17 protein-coding genes are annotated in these 20,328 nt (G+C 62.2%); 6 read left to right on the forward strand and 11 right to left on the reverse strand.

The window, feature by feature from the left end; translation table 11 throughout:
* Positions 1-195: 195 nt before the first annotated feature.
* From KTJ89_RS11140 to KTJ89_RS11165, 6 genes are all read left to right on the forward strand, one after another.
* The gene (locus KTJ89_RS11140) at positions 196-834 is read left to right on the forward strand and encodes a GntR family transcriptional regulator (RefSeq protein WP_139908521.1); all 639 of its coding nucleotides are present in this window, start codon (positions 196-198) and stop codon (positions 832-834) included.
* Between the two features lie 410 nt (positions 835-1,244).
* Positions 1,245-1,472, forward strand: coding sequence for a hypothetical protein (locus tag KTJ89_RS11145; RefSeq protein WP_259357778.1), 228 nt, complete (start codon positions 1,245-1,247; stop codon positions 1,470-1,472).
* 224 nt (positions 1,473-1,696) lie between these two features.
* Entirely contained in the window at positions 1,697-2,473 is a 777-nt protein-coding gene (locus tag KTJ89_RS11150; RefSeq protein WP_374990270.1) for a tyrosine-type recombinase/integrase, read from the forward strand.
* A gap of 66 nt (positions 2,474-2,539) precedes the next feature.
* A complete protein-coding gene (locus KTJ89_RS11155) occupies positions 2,540-2,932 on the forward strand; it encodes a hypothetical protein (protein WP_259357780.1) in 393 nt (130 codons plus the stop codon).
* A gap of 2 nt (positions 2,933-2,934) precedes the next feature.
* The gene (locus KTJ89_RS11160) at positions 2,935-3,108 is read left to right on the forward strand and encodes a hypothetical protein (RefSeq protein ID WP_259357781.1); all 174 of its coding nucleotides are present in this window, start codon (positions 2,935-2,937) and stop codon (positions 3,106-3,108) included.
* A 339-nt stretch (positions 3,109-3,447) separates the two neighbouring features.
* On the forward strand, positions 3,448-4,062 hold the full coding sequence (locus tag KTJ89_RS11165) for a hypothetical protein (RefSeq protein WP_259357782.1): 615 nt from the start codon (positions 3,448-3,450) through the stop codon (positions 4,060-4,062).
* Positions 4,063-4,105: 43 nt separating this feature from the next.
* Here KTJ89_RS11165 and KTJ89_RS11170 read toward each other — a convergent pair whose 3' ends face one another.
* The 11 genes from KTJ89_RS11170 to KTJ89_RS11220 all read right to left on the reverse strand — a co-directional run bounded on the left by KTJ89_RS11170 (position 4,106) and on the right by KTJ89_RS11220 (position 20,056).
* The gene (locus tag KTJ89_RS11170) at positions 4,106-4,300 is read right to left on the reverse strand and encodes a hypothetical protein (RefSeq protein WP_259357783.1); all 195 of its coding nucleotides are present in this window, start codon (positions 4,298-4,300) and stop codon (positions 4,106-4,108) included.
* Between the two features lie 9 nt (positions 4,301-4,309).
* The gene (locus KTJ89_RS11175) at positions 4,310-4,708 is read right to left on the reverse strand and encodes a hypothetical protein (RefSeq protein ID WP_259357784.1); all 399 of its coding nucleotides are present in this window, start codon (positions 4,706-4,708) and stop codon (positions 4,310-4,312) included.
* 3 nt (positions 4,709-4,711) lie between these two features.
* Complete coding sequence (locus KTJ89_RS11180) at positions 4,712-5,638, reverse strand: hypothetical protein (protein WP_259357785.1); 927 nt, start codon at positions 5,636-5,638, stop codon at positions 4,712-4,714.
* 36 nt (positions 5,639-5,674) lie between these two features.
* Positions 5,675-6,391, reverse strand: a complete 717-nt coding sequence (locus KTJ89_RS11185) for a collagen-like domain-containing protein (RefSeq protein WP_259357786.1) — start codon at positions 6,389-6,391, stop codon at positions 5,675-5,677.
* Between the two features lie 2 nt (positions 6,392-6,393).
* Positions 6,394-6,630 (reverse strand): hypothetical protein, encoded by a 237-nt coding sequence (locus KTJ89_RS11190; RefSeq protein ID WP_259357787.1) that lies wholly within the window; start codon positions 6,628-6,630, stop codon positions 6,394-6,396.
* Positions 6,631-6,636: 6 nt separating this feature from the next.
* Complete coding sequence (locus KTJ89_RS11195) at positions 6,637-7,095, reverse strand: hypothetical protein (protein WP_259357788.1); 459 nt, start codon at positions 7,093-7,095, stop codon at positions 6,637-6,639.
* A 184-nt stretch (positions 7,096-7,279) separates the two neighbouring features.
* On the reverse strand, positions 7,280-10,750 hold the full coding sequence (locus KTJ89_RS11200; RefSeq protein ID WP_259357789.1) for a hypothetical protein: 3,471 nt from the start codon (positions 10,748-10,750) through the stop codon (positions 7,280-7,282).
* Entirely contained in the window at positions 10,747-11,868 is a 1,122-nt protein-coding gene (locus tag KTJ89_RS11205) for a hypothetical protein (RefSeq protein WP_259357790.1), read from the reverse strand. The genes KTJ89_RS11200 and KTJ89_RS11205 overlap by 4 nt, the downstream gene beginning before the upstream one ends.
* A gap of 15 nt (positions 11,869-11,883) precedes the next feature.
* On the reverse strand, positions 11,884-12,867 hold the full coding sequence (locus tag KTJ89_RS11210) for a hypothetical protein (protein ID WP_259357791.1): 984 nt from the start codon (positions 12,865-12,867) through the stop codon (positions 11,884-11,886).
* 11 nt (positions 12,868-12,878) lie between these two features.
* On the reverse strand, positions 12,879-13,754 hold the full coding sequence (locus tag KTJ89_RS11215) for a hypothetical protein (RefSeq protein ID WP_259357792.1): 876 nt from the start codon (positions 13,752-13,754) through the stop codon (positions 12,879-12,881).
* Positions 13,755-13,759: 5 nt separating this feature from the next.
* Positions 13,760-20,056: a phage tail tape measure protein gene (locus KTJ89_RS11220; RefSeq protein ID WP_259357793.1), complete on the reverse strand. Its 6,297-nt coding sequence runs from the start codon at positions 20,054-20,056 to the stop codon at positions 13,760-13,762.
* Positions 20,057-20,328 lie beyond the last annotated feature (272 nt).

Below are 20,328 nucleotides of genomic sequence, written 5' to 3' on the forward strand. Positions count from 1 at the left end.
ACTGTCTGGTGGTCAATTGTTCCTTCGTGTGCGCCGATGGGGTGAGAACAGCGATGTCTGTGTCCTGGCACACGTGAAGTGGTAAACAATCTAGCACTCATTGTTCAACAAACATAGACGGGGGTCACACTTTTCTTCGTCGCTTTGTCGACGGACGGATGGGAGTTCGGGGTGCTGTTTCAGTAGGATGGAGAGGTGAATCACGATTCGTCCCTGGTCAACAGGCTCACTGACCGCCTCATCGCTGGAGAGCTGCGCCCCGGTGAGCGGCTGTCCGAAACCGCGCTGGCGAAGGAATTCGATGTTTCGCGCAATACTCTGCGTGAGGCGTTCCGGGTCCTCGGGGAGCAGGGCCTGGTCACGCATATCCCGCACCGAGGCGTCTCAGTGGCGTCACCGAGCACCGCCGATGTCGTCGACATCTACCGGGTGCGCCATCATGTCGAGTGCTCGGTGCTCGAGCACGCTCCGCGCAATCACCCGAACGCCGTGAGGATGGAGGCGGCCGTCGAAGCCGCCGAGAAGTTCGCTGCCGAAGAGAACTGGCTGGAGGTCGGCACGGCGAACATGGAGTTCCACAATGCCGTCGTCTCGCTCTCGGACAGCAGGCGGCTGATGCAGTCGTTCTCCAATGTGCTCGCCGAGCTGCGGCTGGCCTTCCTCAAGGTCGAGGTCCTCGACTTCCTCCACGCGCCGTTCATCGGCCGCAACAAGGAAGTCGTCGAGATCTATCGCACGGAGGGGCCGGTGGCTGCGGCGAAGATCCTCGGCGCCTACCTCGGTGATTCCGAGCGCCAGGTGCTCGGCGCCTACGCCCGCGCCGGCCAGGACTGAGCCGCGGGGCGGCAAGCCGTATGCCATGAGCGGCCCGGCCGGAATCCCGCAATAGCCCACTCCGAGGTGAGCAGCCCAGTTTCAAACATGGGCTACTCACCCCCAGTTGGGCTATTGGCAAATCCCGCAGGCGAATGCTCCTCGCCGGAAACAGAACCCCACCGGCAGATGGTGTGAATGCGAAAGAACCGCCCCCGACCGAAGTCGAAGGCGGTTCTCAGTTCTCTGTGCACCCCCCGGGACTTGAACCCGGAACCCACTGTTTCCTCGTCTGCCGAGATTGCGGAAGCCTCGCAATCGAGCAACGTAGTGACTCTGAAACCTCGCCTGACCAGCGTGAATGATCGTGGCATTGACGCCGAAGTGTTGGCCTTCCCGCTGGCCGCTGCGTTCGTGGAGGTCGATGCACGATGATCACCGATCTCGAAGAGACCGCCGCCCGGCTCGTCGAAATCGGGCAAACAATTAGCCGCTGCGAACGCCACCTCGAATACGGTGCGAAGCGCATCGCCGAGCTCGCCGCCGATGCCCAGACAGATAGCCCGCAGTTCCGCGGAGAAGTGGATTACTACCGGACAGTCCGCGACGAACTGCTCACCGCTCGAACCGCTTACACCGACGTTCTCAACTCAAAATGAACGCTGTCATGTAACAGATTCGAGACATCACGGGCACTCACCCAATCAATCAGTCTCCATCCGTTTGTTTCCGCAGGTCAATATCGATAACCATTCGATCAAATAGGAGTCACGAAGTGGTAAAACCCCGTGTCATTGAGCTCAAGGCTTATCAGAATCGGCATATGACTTCCCTGCCAACGCCGGCAGCCTGGGTAGACCCTCTCCGGCAATTCACTCAATGGATGCGCGCCAGCGACTACCCCACCTCCACACAGGACAAACGTCACTACCACCTGCGGCGGTTCGCCAACACGAGCGGCCTCACCCCATTCGAGGTGACAACCGAACAGCTCATCGAATACCTCGGCTCCCACGCCTGGTCGTCGCAGACGAAACGCAGCCACCGGGCCACACTGAGAGCTTTTTACACCTGGGCGCACGCATCCGGGAACATCGACACCGACCCTGCCGCGCTCCTGCCCATCGTGCGCACCCAGCCAGGCTCCCCGCGCCCCATACCCGAGAGCGAACTCCGCCAAGCCCTCGCCACCGCCGGCGAGCGCGAACAGATCATGATTCGCCTCGGCGCCGAGGCCTCGATGCGGTCATGCGAGATCTGCCTGGTCAACGTCGCTGATGTGATCGGGTCAGCCGGCGGCTACTCGATCCTCGTCCACGGGAAGGGGAACAAGACACGGGTCGTGCCGATCGACGACGGGCTGGCGGTTCGTCTTCTCGAGCGTGGCCGGGGGAATGCCGGCGGTTGGGTGTTCGAGGGCAAGATCGAGGGTCACCTCTCGAACAAGCGGGTCATCGAGCTCCTCGCTGATGCGCTGCCTGGGAAGTGGGCGGGCCACTCTCTGCGGCACCGGTACGGCACGATCACCTATCAGGGATCCCACGACCTGCGGTCGGTGCAGGAGAACATGGGCCACGCGAACGTGTCGACGACGCAGATCTACACGGGCATCGACGACGACCAGCGCCGACATGCCTCTTTGTTTGCGAAGATCGCCTGATAACGAATCGGATACTAAGTGAGTAGTTTCTATCGGTGTTCGCTCGGTCGCACTTATGATCCGATCATGCGGAAAACGATTGTTCCGATTGTTGCCATTGCCGCCCTCGTACTTGCAGGGTGCGGCCCTGACCCGTCGGGAGGAAGCTACAACGACGTAGAAGCGCTCCGTGACGCCTTCGTGAAGGCGGGCGGTGAGTGTGAAGAATGGAAGCAAACTGACAAGGTGCTCGGTGCTGCTCAGTCTGGCGAATGTGGCACGAATACAGTCCTGTCCACCTACCTGACACACGATGCGGTACAAGACCGCATCGCCTCGACCAAGGATTCGATTTTTGGTGCAATGGGAGACGACTGGCTCACGGGTGAAAACTGGATCATCAATGGCGGAAACATCGACGAGTTGCAGAAGAAGATGGGCGGCCAAATCGTGTCGTTCGAAGACGGTGAGGAAGACTGACCATGGAAGCTATCGGCCCCATCATCATTGTTGCGATCGTCGTGTTCATCGCTCTCTTCGTCTCGATCTTCGTCATCGAAGAAGGCGTGCGCCGAGGTATGCGGAAAGCGCGCGCAGAAGAGCGGGCGGAGCTCGCCGAGATGGAAGTGTGGGAAGACGAAGAACAAACCAACTAGATTGGCTTGCCCTCCCAGACTACGTCGTCAGGGTGAAGCCATACTCCTGTGAACTTGCACCGGCGATCCACGAACTCAACGAAGATCGCTGGACCATCCGCATCAAGCCGCAACGCTTGGCCGTCCTTCCACTCTTCCCCATCGTTCTCCCACACGAGGCGAGCGCGGACGGGAATCTTCTGGCGGTCTGGGCGGCGGCGAGCGCCGAGGCCGTTGAGAACCTCTTGATACTCGGGTGGGCCCGGCGAGAACTGCTTATAGTACATGCGTTCTATTGTGACATTTGAGAGGAGCACCGTGGAAGTGCTAACTAGTTCGACGACCGACCATGCTGCAGGGATGTCTGATCTGAGCTGGCTCGGGACTTTTGGCGGCGTCATCGTGAGTTCCCTGATCACGATCGTCATCTTCTGCATCAACCTACGGCGATCCAACTCGCTGGCTGCCCAAGAGCGGAAGCGCCACGAAGGGGAGATCTCTCGTCTCAAGGCAGAGTCTAAGAAGGCCGAGGAAAGGCATGAACAGCAAATCAACGCGATGCTGAAGCAAGGTCGCAGGGAACGAGAAGTCCGATTCCTTCAAGAGCTGTCGGACTACCTCCTGGAGTTCTCGGCTATTTTCGGCTCTTCCGTGGGTCGAGAAAGAAGTCTTCTCTGTCTTCAGCAATATGCGTTGAAGGTCAGGCCTGATTTCGACGAGGATGATGACGTATTTGCGCAGAACGTGTCCCACTTCCTTAGTGATCTGGCAAACCGTACGGAACAGTTCTGGCCTACGGGAAAGCAGAGCGCAGATCGTTCCGCGATACGCGCCATTCGTGCAGATGCTGAGGCTGGCGCGTTCTACATGCTTCGGTGGGTTCATCCGAAGATCTCAGACGAGGTCAGCCGTAGGTTCGAGTCCTATCGTAAGACGGGAGTCTTCTCGGGCCTCGTTGAGGAGACAGACGAATAGCCCCCACCGCGATAGCGGTGGGGGCATATTGTCGGGGTCCGGGTCAGGCGTCGAGCGCAGCCCGGACAGCTGCGTCCTTCGCCTCGAGGAGTTTCCTCAGGCTAGTCGACTTCTCCGGCCCATCGGGCAGTGACTCGTCGATGTCACAGGCGAGTCTGTGGAACTTCTCAGAGGTGTCTCGCAGTGCTCCTGCGCGCAGGTGGTCGAATGCGAAGTAGCGCATGATCGGTGTGGCCATGGTGTCCTCTCAGTGTCGGGGCTGGTAGTCGTCGGGTGGTGGGGTGTCGTCGACCTCGGCGGCGAGTTGCGCGTCGAGCGCGGCCTGCTCGTCGGCCTTCACCACCTCGAGATCATCGAGCTCCTCGTCTGGTTCGATTTCGTCGGGGTCGATGATGTCGTTGTCGTCATCGGGTTCGATGATCGGCTCGTCACCGTTGGCTCGCTGGTTGACGATGGTGTTCGCGGCCGCGGTGAGTCCGAACGCGCCACCGATGTAGAGCACGACGTTGGTGGTCACGGCGTGCCATTCGGGGACGTTGTCGGGCCCGTAGGCGGTGGCGGTCGCACCGAGTGCGACGCCGACGAGGGCATAGGCGACGTAGACGGGTTTGCGGTACTTCGCTGGGATGATGTCGTTGAGGCTCATGGGTCAGTCCTTTGCGAATCGGTGGGAGGCTTTGGTGACGGTGACGCCCTTGGTGCCGGCGAACACTTCGAAGCGGAGACGGATGCTGCGGCCTTTGTCGGCTGTGCGGGACGACTTCGCCATCTGCATCACCGAGCCGAGGCTGGTGCCGGCAGTACCGACGATCTCCTTCGCCGGGAAAGTCCCGTTCTTCAAACGACGAGTCCTGGTGCCCTTTTTGTAGGACACGAGGTAGAAGCGGCCGATGACCGCGGCACCCGGCTTGAGGCCCTTGAACGTGAGTTCCGTGTCAGCGATGAAGCTGGTGCCGTTGGCGAGGATGCCGAGCGAGTAACCGCCGGCGTCGTCGATGGGGATGGACTTCCACTTCCCCTTCGGGAGTGGGACGTCCTTGTTTCTGAAGCCTGCGTTGGTGACGCTCATGCCGAGGATCCCTTCTGGTTCGGTGGGCTTGGTAGTGGTTTCGGTGCTGGTGAAGTTGAGGCGGATGCCGCCGCGAACGAGAGACAGGGGACGGACGCGCCGGTGGACGCCGCCACCGTCGCGCTGCGACCCTCCGGTTCCAGCCGAGGTGTTGCCCTCGATGGTCTTGACCGCTCCGCCGGCTGCGTCAGCGCGAGCGAACGCAATGTGGGAGAACGTGAACACCACGAGGTCTCCCTTGCGGATCTGCGACGGGGATACCCAGCGGTTGTTTTGGATCGCCCAGTTTCGGCATACCGCTACGCCCGCTGAGTGCGGGTAGTCGACGTTCGGGCGCATCCCCGATTCCTGGCAGATGACCGACGTGAAAGCCGCGCACCAGGGGTAGGCCGCGCCGTTGACTTCGCGTCCATAGAATTTGTCGTTGAACCGGGTGCGGTTGTTGTACTTCTCGGTGTGGCCCACCCACGAATCAGCGCGGGAGATTACTTCCTGGACAGTGGCCATGAGCCCTCCTTTCAGGGCAAAGAGAAAGCCCCGTGGTTACGGGGCTTCAGTTGGGTCGCCGGTTGGTGGTGGGGCTTGTTGTGCTCGGCATGGTCCGGCGACTGTGACGTTGGTGCCGTCGGTGAACTCGAACAGCCAGTCTCCATCGCTGGTGCAGGTGACGGTCTGGATGCCGCGGCCAGGCGGTCCGGTCGAACCGGCCTCTCCCTTCTCGCCTTTGGCTCCTGGGGCACCGTCTTGCCCGGGCTTCCCGTCCTGGCCCTTTGCCCCGGGCTTGCCTTCGGTGCCGGGGGCTCCGGGTTTCCCGTTCTCTCCTGGGCTGCCGGCACTGCCGGGTGCCCCCTCATCACCAGGATCTCCCTGGGTACCGGGCTGGCCTTGGTTGCCGGTCTCACCGGGGTCGCCCTTCTCTCCGCTCTTGCCTGGTTTTCCGGCCGGACCGGGAACACCCTGGACGCCAGGTTTGCCGCTCGGCCCTTGTGGGCCGGGTTCTGCAGGCTTGACGGACTTCTTCACCTGCTCAGCTTTGGTGCAGATGTCGCGACCGCCGACTTCCACGGCTCCCTCTTCACAGGCCTGGGCGACCTGATCGGCCAGGGACGATGCCCGGTCCTCAGCATCGGCTGCCTTCTTCTCCGTCAGGTGTGTGCCGTAGTAGGTCCAACCAAGGAAGAAAATGACGAGAATGATGCCGACGAGGAGAGTCCAGCGGGGTGGGAATTCGCGGTCGCGGCGGCCGTCATGTCGTCCCATGATCAGTCCTCCCCACGCTGGCACCGTCGCAATTCGGCCTCGAGCTGCGCGATCTTTGTGTTCGCGGTCGCGAGTTCACCGCGCAGCCGGTCGTTATCGGCTTGTTCCCGGTCGATGTCCTTGCGCAGCTCGTCACGTCGCTCGGCGCCCTGTTTACGGTCGGAGAGGAACAGCCACGCCAGGACTGCGACGACACCGCCGGGGCCGCCGTAGTTGGCGAGAAACGTTGGAATGTCCACACGTGGTTACTCCTCGACTTTCTGCCACCCGGCCGGGTAGGCCGAGGGCGACCAGGTGTTGTTATCGATCGTGGACACGTACTCGAAGCCCTCGAACATCACATGGTCACCGGTCTGGTAGGCATCGTGTGCTCCGGTGGGTTGCACGAACTCGGGGACACTGCCGTCGGTGGTCTTTTCCCGCCAGGCGGAGACTCCCGGCTCCCACACGTTCCCGGACACCAGCGACACCCACTCCTTCCCGACGTGGGTGGTCTCCCAGTCCTTCGGGTAGGAGTTCGTCGCGTCGGTCGGCTGCACCCATGGGTCGCCGGGGTTCATGCCCTGCGCAGTCAGGACGGCGCGGGCGAGATCGTCCATTTGCCGTCCTGCCTGGGCGAGGGTGCGGCGGCGTTCCTGCTCGGCCACAATGGCCTGCCGGTAGTCCTCGAGCTCCTTGTCGGTGGCGTCTGTTATAGCTCCCATGTCGGCATCTCCGTCACTGGCTCTGGCGGCTCGGTGGCCACGTCGGTTATTCGCTGTGCACACACCCCACAAACGAGGGTGTCTACGTCTTCTGGTATGACCCCTTCCAGAGTGATATCCGCGTTTCCACACCCTCCGGTATGGCAGGTGAGCCACCGTGTGATGAGTATTGGTTCTGGCTCCATCAGCCCTCCTCCATTGCGATCCACGCCAAGGGGGTCGTGGTGTTGTTGACTCGCGCCAGATAGGCGGTGAACCCGCTGGTCGTGACACCCGATGCGCCCACTCCCACAACCGTGGTCCCGGGCACAGAAGTGAGTGCGGACACGACCACCTTGGGAGCGACAGAAAATCGACCAGCAGGGAAAGTCACATACACGTTGCCCGTTCTGGTTCCCGATGACCCGGTGGGGGTGATGCTGACTTCCCCAGAGGCATGTGTCAGAAGCCCCGAAGTGATCTTGCCTGCCGTGCTGATCGTCAGAGGGCCCCACCGTCCCGAACCATCGCCCTTGACCTGGAAAGTAGCCGAGGCCGATTCCAGCACGGACGGTTCTGCACTCGGGAAATCGTTGGTATCAGACGGTGCCGAACCGGACTGCCAGTCCGTGGGCAGCGTGTTGTACCACGCCACCGAGGTTCCTTCCCGCACCGACCAATTAGGTGTGCGGAAGTCGGCCCGTGTGGGCTTCGTGGTCTTCTTCGCAATCGACGGGCTGATGTACCCAACGCCTAGAGGCAGGGGTGCGCCGATGAATTTCAGTTTCGACCGGCGCGGCCACGTGAAGCGTACGGAGGGTCCGATGCGGGAGGTGTAGTCGTTGTATCCGTCATCGTTTTCATCGATGGACCACCGGTACGTGGCCCACCAGTCACCAGTCTCGTCACCCATGTTGATGTCGGCGTATTCATGGATGATCCCGGATGGGTCGAGGGTGCGGAACTTCCCGTCAGCCCACGCCACGCCGACCGCACTGGCTGTGGCGGTGTCGAATGAGCCAGTGCCGTCCGATACGGCGTTCGTGTTGTAGGCGTACACGCGTCCCGGCCCGACCTTGTTGACGTAGATGCGGGCGGTCCCGTCATCGGCGGACCCGATATACACACCGGTGATACTGCCCTTGAAGTTAGTGTTGTTCTCGGCCACGTTCTTCGTGATCACACCAGTGGTCTTGTTGAAAGTGCGGACTCTGAGTGTGCCGTTGTCCTGGGCATGCGCAATGACCACGTTCGTGCCATCGTTGCCAATACCCGGTTTGTAGGTGAGGGGGTTAGTCGGCGAGTACCCCATGTCCTCGAAATCGAACTTCCGCTTCTCGACACAGTTCAAGTCAGTGACCACGACACGCCCCGTGTACTGAGTCCTGTAGAGGAAGAACAGCTCGCTGCCGATGCAAGTAACGCCGAAGAATTCTGTGTAACTCCCGCCGGTGGGGTATAAGTAGAAGGACTCCGTAGCGCCGGTGGTCGCATTGATTTTGAGGACGGTCTTGAGATTCGAACCTTCCCACCAGCCGCTTCGTCCGACGGTCCAATAGTTGGTTCCATCCCATGCCAGACCGAGAAGCGGAACATCTGCAGGGTTCTCGAATTCCAGCCCGTCCCAGAACGGTTGCACAGTCGGCGGTGCGGTCGGGTCTGTGACACCGGCAGCCAAGGTGAGTTTCGCGCCCTGCGCGAGAGTGTTGTTTGCCTTGAACTCTGCACCCTCGTTTACGACGAGGGTTTCGGCCTCAACCTCCCCCTTGAACGTCGAACCATCCGGGGAGAGTTCGGTGCGCACGTCCTCGTTCTCATCAATCACACGGATCGAATCAACACCAGCCACCCAACGGCGGCCAGACCGTGCAGACTGAATCGTGGGGGCGGTGATGACCATGCCGTTGATCGCATCCGCGTCGAGCTGTTCGGCGTAGATTCGCACGAACTGCGCGATCTTCGCCCAGAGTTCCTCCGACGCGGTGATCTTCGGTGCAGTCACGGCACCTGTGAGGATCGCGTTCTCACCGATGAACTCCTCAGCCTGTGCCATACGGGCGACGACGACCTCAGCGAAGAGCTTCTTGATGACAGCTTCGGCAAGCGCAGCGGTACCGGCCTTGAGATTGCCAACCTCGAGGACATCGGCCGCGAGATTCGGTGTCTGGACCCCGCCCGGAGTGATGAGCGTTCCGTCGACCATCGGCCTAAATGAGGGTTGGCAGAACTCGATCGCCCCGGAGAAACCCGACTGAGAGTAAAGTCCGAAAGCTACCTCGAGAGTCCCCGGTGGAGGATCGAATTGTCGAGTGATGAGTCCCCACGTATTCGCGGGGATGATCTCAGCATTCCCGGCGTAGCTCGGCGATGCCCACGTATACGTCGTGTTCGCGATGTTGTCCGCCGTGAAGGCCCTCATATAGATCAGTGCTTTACCGGCCGGGATATCGACGTCACTCCGCGCCCACACCGAGGCGGTGAAGGAGGTAGCGCCGTTCACCTGGGCGTGATATTTATCGCCGCCGGAGGTCGCGCCATGATAGCCGCCGACCGTTGCGGTCGATGCGGGAGTCTTCACGAGCGTCGTCCCGTCCTTTCCGCCGGGTCCGGGAGTGAGACTGGTTCCCCATCCCTCCGCGTTGTTCGCAAACGTCGGATTGACGAGGAGGTTGGAGCCGCCGCCGATGAGGAGCTTGTCGGCGAGGATCGCCCCGGTCCGAATGCGGTTGACGACGTCGAGGAAGCCGGTCGTGATCGTCGACGCGTCCACGTTCGACAAGACCGCACCATCGACAGGGTGGTCAACCCACACATCGCCCTGCCAGCGGGACCGACGGATCTCGCGGCCACCCGAGCCAAGGGAAGTCAGCTTCACCCACGTGTCACCGACTGCACCGTCATAGTTCGCCGGCGGGTTCGACGTCGACCACGTCGTAGAGGACTTGGCACCAATCGCCGAGGTGAGCGTGCCCTCCACATTCGCAATCTCAGCGAGTGCAGCGTCGATCGCTTCCTGCCGGGCCTGCGCGATCTCCTCCGAGATCTCCTCCGGGTCCAGATCGGCGATACCCGCGAGCTTGTCGGCCAACGTCTGCTGACCTTCGAGGAGCATTTCGCCGGCGTTCTTGATCAGCGTCGTGGCGGCGTCGATCTCCTCGAGCACAATGTCGCCGTACCCCGGCACCTCAACATCAACCGGTGCGGACGGGGCAGACATTTTTCCAGCCTGCGACCAGGCGAGCATCTTGATCGTCCACGGTCCCTTGAGGACACCGATCGTCACCTCACCACCTGCAGCCGAAACAATCGACCCACGAGCCGTCGCCCTGGACGGAACGAAGAACGGATCCTGGGAGGCATGCACCTCGGCGCGAGACCAGTCGGAAGGGGCCAGCTTGTCCCCGGCGAAGTCACCTGACCAGTGGACGACGAACTTCCCATGATCGACGTCGACTGTGAACCCGACTGGTGTGGGTGGGGTAGGGCCGGAGACGACGTTGATGGTGTTGCCGCCGTCGTCCTGCTGGCCGATGGTCATTTTGAGGTTGCCGTCGGCGTCCATCGAATCGATCGCACCGTTCTCTATGGAAGAGAGAGCAAGCTGCGGTCCGCCAGCGAGACCCCGGTACTGTTGCTTGAGGTTCTCGACGTCGCGGTAGAGGCGGTCCAGGGTCATTTGCTCACCTTCTCTGCGCGCATTACTTGCAGGGTCGTTACGTTGGTTTCCGGGCGGATCTGGATGCCGAGGATCTTCACCCACAAACGGCGCACACCGGACCAGCCGTCGGCTGTCTCGAGGCGTATGTCGTCGCCGACGGAGTAGGAGCCCAAAGGGGCGTGTTCGTGCTGTCGAACTTGGATTTCTGTGACGTCTGCTGTGCCGGTGAGTAGCTTGAGTTCGGCGTCGGCGCGTTTCTGCGCAGCCGATGGGGTGGTGATTGATTTGTCGATAATCACCGCATCCCGGCCGAGTCGTCCCGGTGACGGGTTCGTTGCGGGCTTCCACATCATCTTCGACCCCTCGCCAGCGCCGAGGACGACCACATCAGAGGCATAGGAATCCCCACTGATGTCGAATCGTGGCTGCGCGACGACGTTCTCGCCGACGACGAAGCGGAGATCCGTGCGGCGAGCGCCGAGGCGTGGGTAGCCGTAGTGGAGGATGTGGCGGATTGCGGTCTTGGCGCTGTTCCATTCGTGGGTGAGGGTGTATTCGAATGGGGCGAGGGATGCGAGGAGCTCGAACTCTTTGGCGAGGTCGTGGGTTTGGTAGTAGGCGAGGACGTAGGGGGTGACCTTGGTGGGGGTCTGGGTGGGCAGGATGGAGTCGTCGCCGATGAACATTTCCCGGGATTCGGTTGCGCCGGCGAATTCGACGCCGATGTTGAAGTGGGGGCGGGCTTGGGTGTGTTCCCACAGGTGCTTGGAGACCTTGAGTGGGTCGTCTCGTTCGATGGACTTCACCTCGGTGTATCGGGTGTCGGCGAGGTATCCGGTGTGGCCGATGCAGTCGAGCTGAAGTTTCGGTGTGTCGTCGTCGTGGTCTTGGAGGATTCCTCCGCCGCGGATGTGGCCGTCTTCTTCGGCGTAGATCGCGGTCGACCAGGGTACGAAGAGGTGGTTCCCGTCGTCGGTTTTCAGGGACGCGATTTCAGGGGTGATGGTTCCCTTGATGCCGCCGTGGCCGTTGACGACGGTGTTGACCTCCACGTTGGAGAGGGGCACGTTGAAGTTGAGGAACGTCTCGGTGCCGTCTCCGTTCATGCGGGTGGCGATGTAGCGCCAGCTGCTCATTGGTGTCCGCCTGTCTCAGGAACTCGAGGGGTCAGCGACTTGGAGGAACGTGACTTTCAGCTGCACGAAGGAGTGCTGGTCGATCTTCGGGCGTGCCGAGTTTGCGCTGGCGTAGGAGACGCGGCCCTTCATCGCGAACACCTGGGTGGTGCCGCGAATTGCCTTCGGGATGTACATGTCGTCGACGACTTTCCAGTTCTTCCGCTCGGAGTCGTTGCCGGCGCCGGTGTTCCATCGTCCGTGCTGCGTCGAGTACTGCCGGTTCCCGGGAGACGAGTACGGTCCGAACTCGACCCAGATGCCGCCGTAGGCGTTGCCGGCAGGCTCGTCGACTTGGATCCATTCGGCCTCGATGATCGCCCGTGTGGCATTGAGGGGAACGTAGATTCGCTGATCGGCTCCGTGGTTGGGGAACCACTCACCGTTGTCACCCGTCGCCGTGAGTGTTTCCGCTTCGTCACTGTTGATGGGGCGAGCGCGGACGACGGGTGTGACGATGGGGTTGGCGACTTCGCGGATGTCGGTGAGCATGGCGTTGGTGATCGCCGCGGTGTTCGCCGGTTGGTCGAGCTGCACCAGGGGTGCCCAGGGATAGGTGATTCCGTTGAGAGTGGAGACCCATTCGTAAGTGTTGCGGGGGTCGTGGACCGGGTCTGCTGGTTCATCGTTTTCGTACTGTTCGTCGTGGATCGCCCAAATGAGGTACTTCACCTGGGCGTCCGCGGATCCAGTCGGTGCAACGGGAAAATCTGTACTGCTCTTCTCTCGCCCGGCATAGGACTGTCCGGCGCCGTCTTCGCCGAGGTACGTGTTCGGAGAGACACAACCGCCAGAGGCGATGCGGACGGCGGCACCGGGGACGGGCAGGGCAGAGACCTTCATGTCTCTGGGGAGGATGACTCCGCGGCCACCGTTCGTTGCAGCGTAGGTGGCCATGCGGGCCCCTTCGACGGAGTTCTCTGCTCCGCCGCCGACGGCCCAGGCTTGATCCAATGGCATGGTGGGTCTCCTTACAGTGTGGTGATGGTGGGCCGCCAGGTGACGGTGAGGGTGGATGTGCCGGACTGGTCTTCGCCCTTGAACGTGAGCTCGGAGGGTCCGGGCGGGATGGTGATGTCGTCGAGTCGAGTACCTGCTGTGATGAGGCCGGCAGCGGAGGCTCCGGTGTCCCAGAGGATGGTTTGCCGGCGAGCGTCGAGGGTGATGGATCGGTCGTGAGCGAGTGACTTCGTGAGACCGAACTCCCAACCGGGGCCCGAGGCGAGTGCTTTACCGACAGGTCCATGAATAGTGACCTGCACATCGTGGGTGGGTGTGAGTCCGCCGCTGTCGGTGATGATGCCCTGCCTCGTCCCGCCGCGAGTGGTGGTGAAGGGGAACACGACGGGGAAGGTGAAACCGCCGGCAGCGCCGGGAGTCATCGTCATCGTCTTTGTCCGGGCGACACCGTCGACCATCTCGGCCGATGAGGGCTGGAACGTGGCCTTCGCCTTGATCGTTTCGAGGACGAACAGGTCCGTGGCGTCATCGAGCTTCAACTCGCGGGGGCGGCCGTAGATGCGTCGGGCGGTGCCGTGCATGTTGAAATCCAGTGGCAGTTCGGCGCCCGGAGTGTCGCGGATGTGCTGTGCTGCCCAGGCGTTGGCGAGGGCGAAGTAGTTCTCGGCGGCTTCGGCGGGGGTGGTGCCGGTGATGGTGAAGTCGAGGCCCCAGGGTTTCGGGTCGGCGTAGTCGCGGCCGAAGAACACGTTCGCCCCGACCGGGTTGACGATGTCCTGGTCCCGCCACGCAATGCCCGGGGTGTCGACTCGGGAGAGGTAGACAGGGTGGCCGGGGCCGAACCGGTACCCGTCGAGGTCGAACTCGGCGTGGATGAGTGGGTTCATTCGATTCAGCTCCGCATCAGGTTCGAGGATCGAGAAACACGGCGCTTCGAGTCTTCGTATCCGTTGGCGACAGTGGCGATGACATACCCGGCCATGTCCTGGTCCCCGACCCGCACCGTCAGCTGCACACCCTCGAGCGCGGTAGCAAGATCGGAGGCGCTCATCTGGCCAGCGGCCGCTGCCGCGATCGCGTTCACCGACGCCTGGTCGAGAGCGAGGGTGGAGGGCCCGCCGCGGAGCAGCTGATTTTCGATCGACACGGACTGCTGGTGAGGAATGACCTGCTCGCCGCCGTGGAAGTTGACGTACTCCCAACCGGCCTCGCCGACCTTGTGCAGGCCCTTGAGTGCCGACTTCGTGCCGTTGACGTATCCGCCGCGGCGGTCGTATGCCTTGGCCAGTGACCCGTACCGAGCCAGGGCGTAGGACATGGACGCGACGATGTTCGACATCGGGTCGAGGATGTTCTTGTCATACGGTGCGCGGGCGTAGGCGCGGAACGTGGGCGGAATGACCTGCATGAGGCCCTGCGACGGGTAGCCACGCTTCGCGTTGATGTCCCAGTTGTTGACCGCGTTCGGGTTACCACCGGACTCCTGGTTCATGCGACGCAGAGTGCGGCCCACGTTCGACAGGGGCTGGTTCATGAAGTTCAAAGCGGAGATGACCGTCGGCCGCCACCGCTCCACGTTCCCGCCAGAATCGCCCTCACCCTCGGTGAAAGTCTTCGCGTACTCCTTGGCCTGTTTGATCGAGCCGGCGACGACCTTCTCCATGACACCGACACCGAGCTGACCGGTCAGCGTGTTGCCGTCGAGCTTCTCGGAGTACTTCGCGATGAGTTCCTTGCCCTTGCGACGCGCGGCCTTCTCGAGCTCCTTCTTGATGTCACCCGTGTAGGAGATATCGCCGAGAATGCCTGCATCCATGGCACCGCCACCGACGGCCTTACCTCGGTTGTCGGCGTGGAGGTGATCAAAGTGTCCGGCTGCTTTCCACAGCACGAACGCCCATGGGAATGCGGCCTTGAACGCGGCGATGTTCGCATCGAAGAACCGAGTCTCGATCGCGTTCTGCCCGCCGGGACCGTAGTTCACATCGATCGCGTTGTCGCGGTAGTGCTGCGAGTTCGGGGAGTGAGTGCCGACCGGGCCCCAGTGCGAGTGCTCGCCGACGCGGGCGCCGCGGGCTTCCCACCACTTTCCGGCGGAGATGATGCCGCCACCGGCATAACCTTCCCGGAACTGGTGCAACGGTTCACCGCGCAGTGCGGCTGCGTTGACCTTGTGGAGGCGTTCCCGCTCGTACGGGTCACGCATGGCCTCGGAGACGTACACGCCTTCACCGGAACGCATCGGGGTGAGCTGGTCGTCACCGGCCGAGTACGGGGTGAACCCGGGCAGGATGCCGCCTCGAGCGAATCCGCCCTTCGGCTTCTTCACGCCGGAGAGCTTCACACCGACGGAACCGAAGGACTTGTTGATCTCCTTCGCGAACGAGTTCAGCACATCCGCTGTGCTGTCGAGGGACCCGCCGACGTCGCCGGGGATCTTCTCCATCGTCTTGTCGATGCCAGAGCGCATGCCGGAGAAGTTCGCCTTGCCGCCACGTTCAATCGCGCCGAACCCGGCGTCCGTGGTCTTGCCCAGGGTGGACAGGCGCGACGAAGCGTCCTTGTCCATGTTGCCCATGGTCGTATCGACGCCCTTGCGCATGTCACCGGCCGTGGTGGTCGTCGCCTTCTTGATCGCCGACCACTCATCCGACTGGGTCTTGCCCATCGCCTTGAGGTTCTTCGACTGATCAGAAGCCATGGTCTCGAGGTTCTTCACCTGATTCGAAACCATCCCCGACAGCGCCGTCGACTGAGTGCCGGCCATCGTCGACATCTTCGACGCCAGATCCGTGCCCATCACCGTGAGCCCGGTCGTCATCGTCTCCTGCATCCCCGTCATCGCGGCGAGAGTGCCGTCCTGACGCGCCAACAGAGACGCATCCGTGTCAGCGGTCATCTTGAGGTATGCGGCCTCTGTGAGTGCCTGCATCGACGTGAGCGCTTCCTCAGTCGTGGCGACCGTGTCCTCCCACGACACATCCGCACCCAACTGCGACCCCGCCAGATCAGTCGGCCCCTCAGCCGCCGGCGAGGCGAGCGCGGAGCCAGCCAGTGACGAGTCAGTGGTGGAGGCGAATGCGGGTTCTGTGGCGAACTCGGTGCGGATGGGACCGAACGCGGAGACCTCGGGGACGGCGGCGCGGCCCATGCCTGCAGCCGATTCCTCGATGGTGGGGATGGAGTCGAGGAGGGCATTGTTGTAGCCGGCGGCGGTGTCGAGTCCACGGGCGTACATGACCCGGGAGGGGGACTTGATGCCGAGAGCCTTCTTGAGGGAGTTCTCCATGCCCTTGGCGATCTTCTCGATCGTCTTCTCGACGGTCTTCTGCTGAGACTCGAGGCCCTTCACCAGTCCGGCGGCCGCGTTGACTCCACCGGAGTAGAAACCTTCGGTGACGTAGGCGCCTGCCTGCTTTGAGTACTTCGCGATGTCCTTGTAGGAGGCGTTGATCGACTTCACGTCCGAAGAGGAACCCTTGAGGAGTTCGTCGGCCATGGTGATCGACTCGTCGATAGATCCGGCCTGGGCGACTTCCTGCAGGATCGCGCCACCGTAGCCCATGCCGGCGAGCTTCTTGAGCTTCCCGGCCAGGCCCTTCACCTTGGCTGCGGCGGCGGCCGCGTTCGTGCGCACGCCGGAGACTCCGGTGGTCTGCTGCCAGGTGCCGTTCTTGTCCTGCGCCCACTGCGAGGACACATCGAGCTCGTACGCCCGACCTTCGATCGACGACGATACAGAGGACTGAATCTGCTTGAGCTCGTCGAGCTTGTCCTGCGCCTTCTCAGTCTTCTTCTCGAGCCGGTCCAATGTGCCGTACAGCGACTTGAGGGACTTCTCGTACTGGCGAGCCTGAATGCCGGCACGACGGCGAGCGCCCTTGGAGAGGTCTGTGTTGTCGGCGAGGCCCTGCAGGCGGTCGACGGCGGAGTATGCGCCGGAGAGACCGCTGGTGACTTGTTCGCGGACGTCGCCGCGGCGGAGGTCGGTGCGCAGGTCGGTGCGGAGCTCGCCGACGCGGGCGCGACGTTCGCGTTCTTCCTTCGCGCGTTCCTTCGCGAGTTTCGCTGCTTCCTCGGCCGCCTTGGTCTCGGCCTTAACAGCTTTGAGGTTCTTCTTCGCCGAGGCGAGCGCATCCTCTGCCACGCGGACCCGTTTCGCGGCGGTGGCCTTCGCGGACTTCGACTTCGCGTCGGACTTCGCGCGACGGGCGTCGCGGAGATCGTCAGAGGCGAGGTCAACTCGGCGCTCGGCCGAGGCGATGCCGCCCTTGGCCATACCGATCGCAAGATTCGGCATACGTTCGATCGCTTCGAAGAGGATTTTCTTCGACCGCGCGGATCCGTCGAGGGGGATCCACGCTTCGTCGACATCCTTGCGGTCGCCGGCGAAGCGGATCTGGCCCGGCTTGACGAACTCTGCGACGTCCATAACACCGCCGGCGGCCATTCCCTTGAGATCAATGCCACCGTGGTATTTCGGTCCGTACGGATCGAGCAGGGCACCTGCTGCGCCTTCCCCTGACTCGTAGGAGTTGCCCTTCTTCGTTCTGGGGTCCTTTTTGAAGGTCTCGGTGATCGTGGACCACACCTTGAGCGTGATGCTCGAGTTCTGCTTCAACCACCCGAGAATGCCCTTGGTCTCCCGGAGCTTTTTGTTCGCGGCCGCAGTACTGGCGTTGATCTTCGGGTTAGCAGACGACTTGTCGAGATCGTCCACGGCAGATTTAGTGCCCTTCGTCTTCTTCGTCGCATCGGAAGCGTTCGTCTTGACATTGGTGCTCGCGTCGTCGGGGATGTTGAGGATCGAGTCGGCGTACGTTTCGGCCTTGTCGCCGCTCATCCCGAACTTCTTCGCCATCTCGACTACGGCGGGGCGCAACTTGTCATCGATCTTCTTCTGCGCTTCCTCAGCTGACCCAGACGAGGCCACAATCTCTGCTGACCAGTCGCGTGCAGACGAGGTGAGCCGGTCCAGAGACTCCTCGTTGTCACGGCCCTTCTGGGTGGTGATGTCGAGAGTCTTGCCGTTCTTCTTCAGCGACTCGTTTGCGTCGTCGAGGGCCTGTTCGAACTCGCGCGCTGCTGAGCGTTCGTCGAGAGTGGTCTGTCCGAAGTTACGGATTTCGTCGGCGAGGTCCTTGATCTTGTCTTCGGTGGTCTTCGCATCGATGCCGAGCTCTTGGAGCTTCTTGGCATTCTCATCCGTGGCGCCGCCGGCGGCGAGCATTTCGGGAGTGATCTCTTCCATGGCAATTTTGAGCAGAGTCGCGTCGTCGGTGGACTGACCCGCCGCAGATGCAACGTTGATGAGGTGGTCTCGGAACCCGGGGAACTTAGCGAATGTCTCCTCGAGCGAGACACCAGCGTCGAGGCCTTCCTCGGCGATCGCACGGAAGCCCTGCTGCGCAAGATCGAGTGATCCGCCCGACGCGAGCTGCGTAAGGGACTTGTCGGTATTCTGGATCTGCTCATCGATGACGGAGAGTTGGCCGGTGTTGGTGAAGTCCATCCACTCTCTGAACTTAAAACCAGCCGAAGTCGCGCGAGTGAGCGCATCTCCCCATCCGTCGATGCTCTCCCAGTTCTTTCCATCAACCGCCTTCGCCCACGCCGTATTTGCCCCCTCCCACAAAGCGGGGTCGAGAATCGTCTCTTTCGCGTTCACGCGTGCGCCGTCGGCGAGCTTCACCATTGCCGCAGTGAGCTCGTCTGACGATGCGGCGGCTTCCTTCGCGTCATCGGCGAATATCTTCGACACGACCTGGATTCCAGCCACTGCGAGAGTCGCGATCCCGGCGGCCTTACCGACGTCTTTGAGTCCGCCCGCGAGTCCGGGGTGTTCGGTGTTAAGGGTCTTGAACCCGTCGATGACGTCGAACACCTTCGGGGCGAGGACGAGGAACCCGCCCGCGGCGAGAGTCGTCGCCCCGCCGAGGCCAGCAACTCCGAGACCGAGTTCCTTCACCGGCGCGGGGAGATCTCCGATCCACCTGGCGAAGTCCGCGACTCCATCGGCTGCATCGGCGATACTCGGTAGGAATACGTCACCGAAGCTGATTGCAGCGTCTTTGGCCGAGTTCCCCGCGATACGCACCCGCGACTCCGCTGTGTCGTATCGCTTGTTCGCTTCCTCCATGAGAGCGATTCCGCGCGCGTACTCCTCATTGCCGGTTGCGAGCGCGTCTTTGAGTACCTCAGAAGCGCCGGAGAGGCGAAGCAGAGCATCGGATTCTCGGATCCCGGTGATTCCGAGGTCGCCGAGAGTCTTGTTGACGTTCTCCCCGCTGGCCTGGGCTTTACCGAGGCCAGCGACGAACTCTGTGAGCGCTCCCGCTGCGTCGTCTCGCCACGCTGCGGAGAATTCGGCGGAGGACATTCCGGCGGTCTTCGCGAAGGAATCGACGTTCTTGCTGCCGTCGGCGACCGAGTTGCCGATCTTCTTCATGACCATGGAGATCGCGGTGCCGCCGGCTTCCGCGTCGATACCAACGGAGGAGAGCGCGGTGGCGAGGCCGAGAACGTCACCCTCGGTCATGTTGGCTTGGCGGCCAGCACCGGCGATGCGCATCGCCATTTCGACGATCTCGCGTTCAGTGGTGGCGAAGTTGTTGCCGAGACCCACCACCGAGGCACCGAGACGGCCGATGTCCTTCTGGTTGGTGCCCATGATGTTCGAGAAGCGGGCGAGGGAGGATGCCGCTTCTTCGGCGGAGAGGTTCGTCGACTCTCCCATGTTGATCATGGTCTTGGTGAACGCGAGGATGTTTCCGGTTTTGATGCCCAGCTGGCCGGCGGCCTCGGCCACGGCGGCGATTTCGGTGGTGCTGGCAGGAAGTTCATTGCGCGCGAGACTCCGCAGGCCACTCTCGAGCGCCGACATCTGCTTCTGTGTGCCATCGACAGTCTTCGTGACCCCGGCCCAGTCCGACTCCCAGGTCATCGCGGCTTTCCCAGCCAGTGCGAAACCAGCGGCGACCGATCCGCCGAATCCGAGAGCCGCAGCGCCCAAAGCCGTCCACGCTTGGGGGTGCGCCCTGGCTGACTTCTCGAGCGTGTTCAACTGCGCGGATGCCTTCGCGATGCCACCAGTTGTAAGGTCGCTCATCGCGTTCTTTGCCTGGCGGGCACCTGTGACGACACCGCTGGAGTCGAGCGTGAGCTTCCACGCTGCAGAACGATCAGCCAAGGGTCACCTCCTCAAGTAGTCGCGGTTGGGGGTTTGAGAATCGCGGACCACACGAGCGCGTCGGGCACGTCGTACTCGCGGTCCTTCTGGAACTGCCGCAACGCGGTCGTTGCGTGGCATCTCGCCGGTGGGGGCACATCGAAACGTCCGGCGTTCTCGAGTGCCTGGCAGACGTCTTTCGGGTACCCGCAGATCGGGCAGAGACCGGCCCTGTACTCGGTGAGTGAGAGCATCCAGTTCCGTTGTGTCTCGTCCCATTCGGGTTCGGCTTG

Origin of the sequence: Brevibacterium sediminis, from assembly GCF_024895295.1 — a bacterium.
Taxonomy (GTDB): domain Bacteria; phylum Actinomycetota; class Actinomycetes; order Actinomycetales; family Brevibacteriaceae; genus Brevibacterium; species Brevibacterium sediminis.

Excerpts from the sequence above, each read along its gene's own strand:
- KTJ89_RS11165 (WP_259357782.1), top strand. The coding sequence starts at position 3,448 with ATGTCTGATCTGAGCTGGCTCGGGACTTTTGGCGGCGTCATCGTGAGT.
- KTJ89_RS11205 (WP_259357790.1), bottom strand. The coding sequence starts at position 11,868 with ATGAGCAGCTGGCGCTACATCGCCACCCGCATGAACGGAGACGGCACC.
- KTJ89_RS11200 (WP_259357789.1), bottom strand. The coding sequence starts at position 10,750 with ATGACCCTGGACCGCCTCTACCGCGACGTCGAGAACCTCAAGCAACAG.
- KTJ89_RS11155 (WP_259357780.1), top strand. The coding sequence starts at position 2,540 with ATGCGGAAAACGATTGTTCCGATTGTTGCCATTGCCGCCCTCGTACTT.
- KTJ89_RS11175 (WP_259357784.1), bottom strand. The coding sequence starts at position 4,708 with ATGAGCCTCAACGACATCATCCCAGCGAAGTACCGCAAACCCGTCTAC.
- KTJ89_RS11210 (WP_259357791.1), bottom strand. The coding sequence starts at position 12,867 with ATGCCATTGGATCAAGCCTGGGCCGTCGGCGGCGGAGCAGAGAACTCC.
- KTJ89_RS11160 (WP_259357781.1), top strand. The coding sequence starts at position 2,935 with ATGGAAGCTATCGGCCCCATCATCATTGTTGCGATCGTCGTGTTCATC.
- KTJ89_RS11195 (WP_259357788.1), bottom strand. The coding sequence starts at position 7,095 with ATGGGAGCTATAACAGACGCCACCGACAAGGAGCTCGAGGACTACCGG.
- KTJ89_RS11145 (WP_259357778.1), top strand. The coding sequence starts at position 1,245 with ATGATCACCGATCTCGAAGAGACCGCCGCCCGGCTCGTCGAAATCGGG.
- KTJ89_RS11185 (WP_259357786.1), bottom strand. The coding sequence starts at position 6,391 with ATGGGACGACATGACGGCCGCCGCGACCGCGAATTCCCACCCCGCTGG.
- KTJ89_RS11215 (WP_259357792.1), bottom strand. The coding sequence starts at position 13,754 with ATGAACCCACTCATCCACGCCGAGTTCGACCTCGACGGGTACCGGTTC.
- KTJ89_RS11180 (WP_259357785.1), bottom strand. The coding sequence starts at position 5,638 with ATGGCCACTGTCCAGGAAGTAATCTCCCGCGCTGATTCGTGGGTGGGC.
- KTJ89_RS11150 (WP_374990270.1), top strand. The coding sequence starts at position 1,697 with ATGCGCGCCAGCGACTACCCCACCTCCACACAGGACAAACGTCACTAC.
- KTJ89_RS11170 (WP_259357783.1), bottom strand. The coding sequence starts at position 4,300 with ATGGCCACACCGATCATGCGCTACTTCGCATTCGACCACCTGCGCGCA.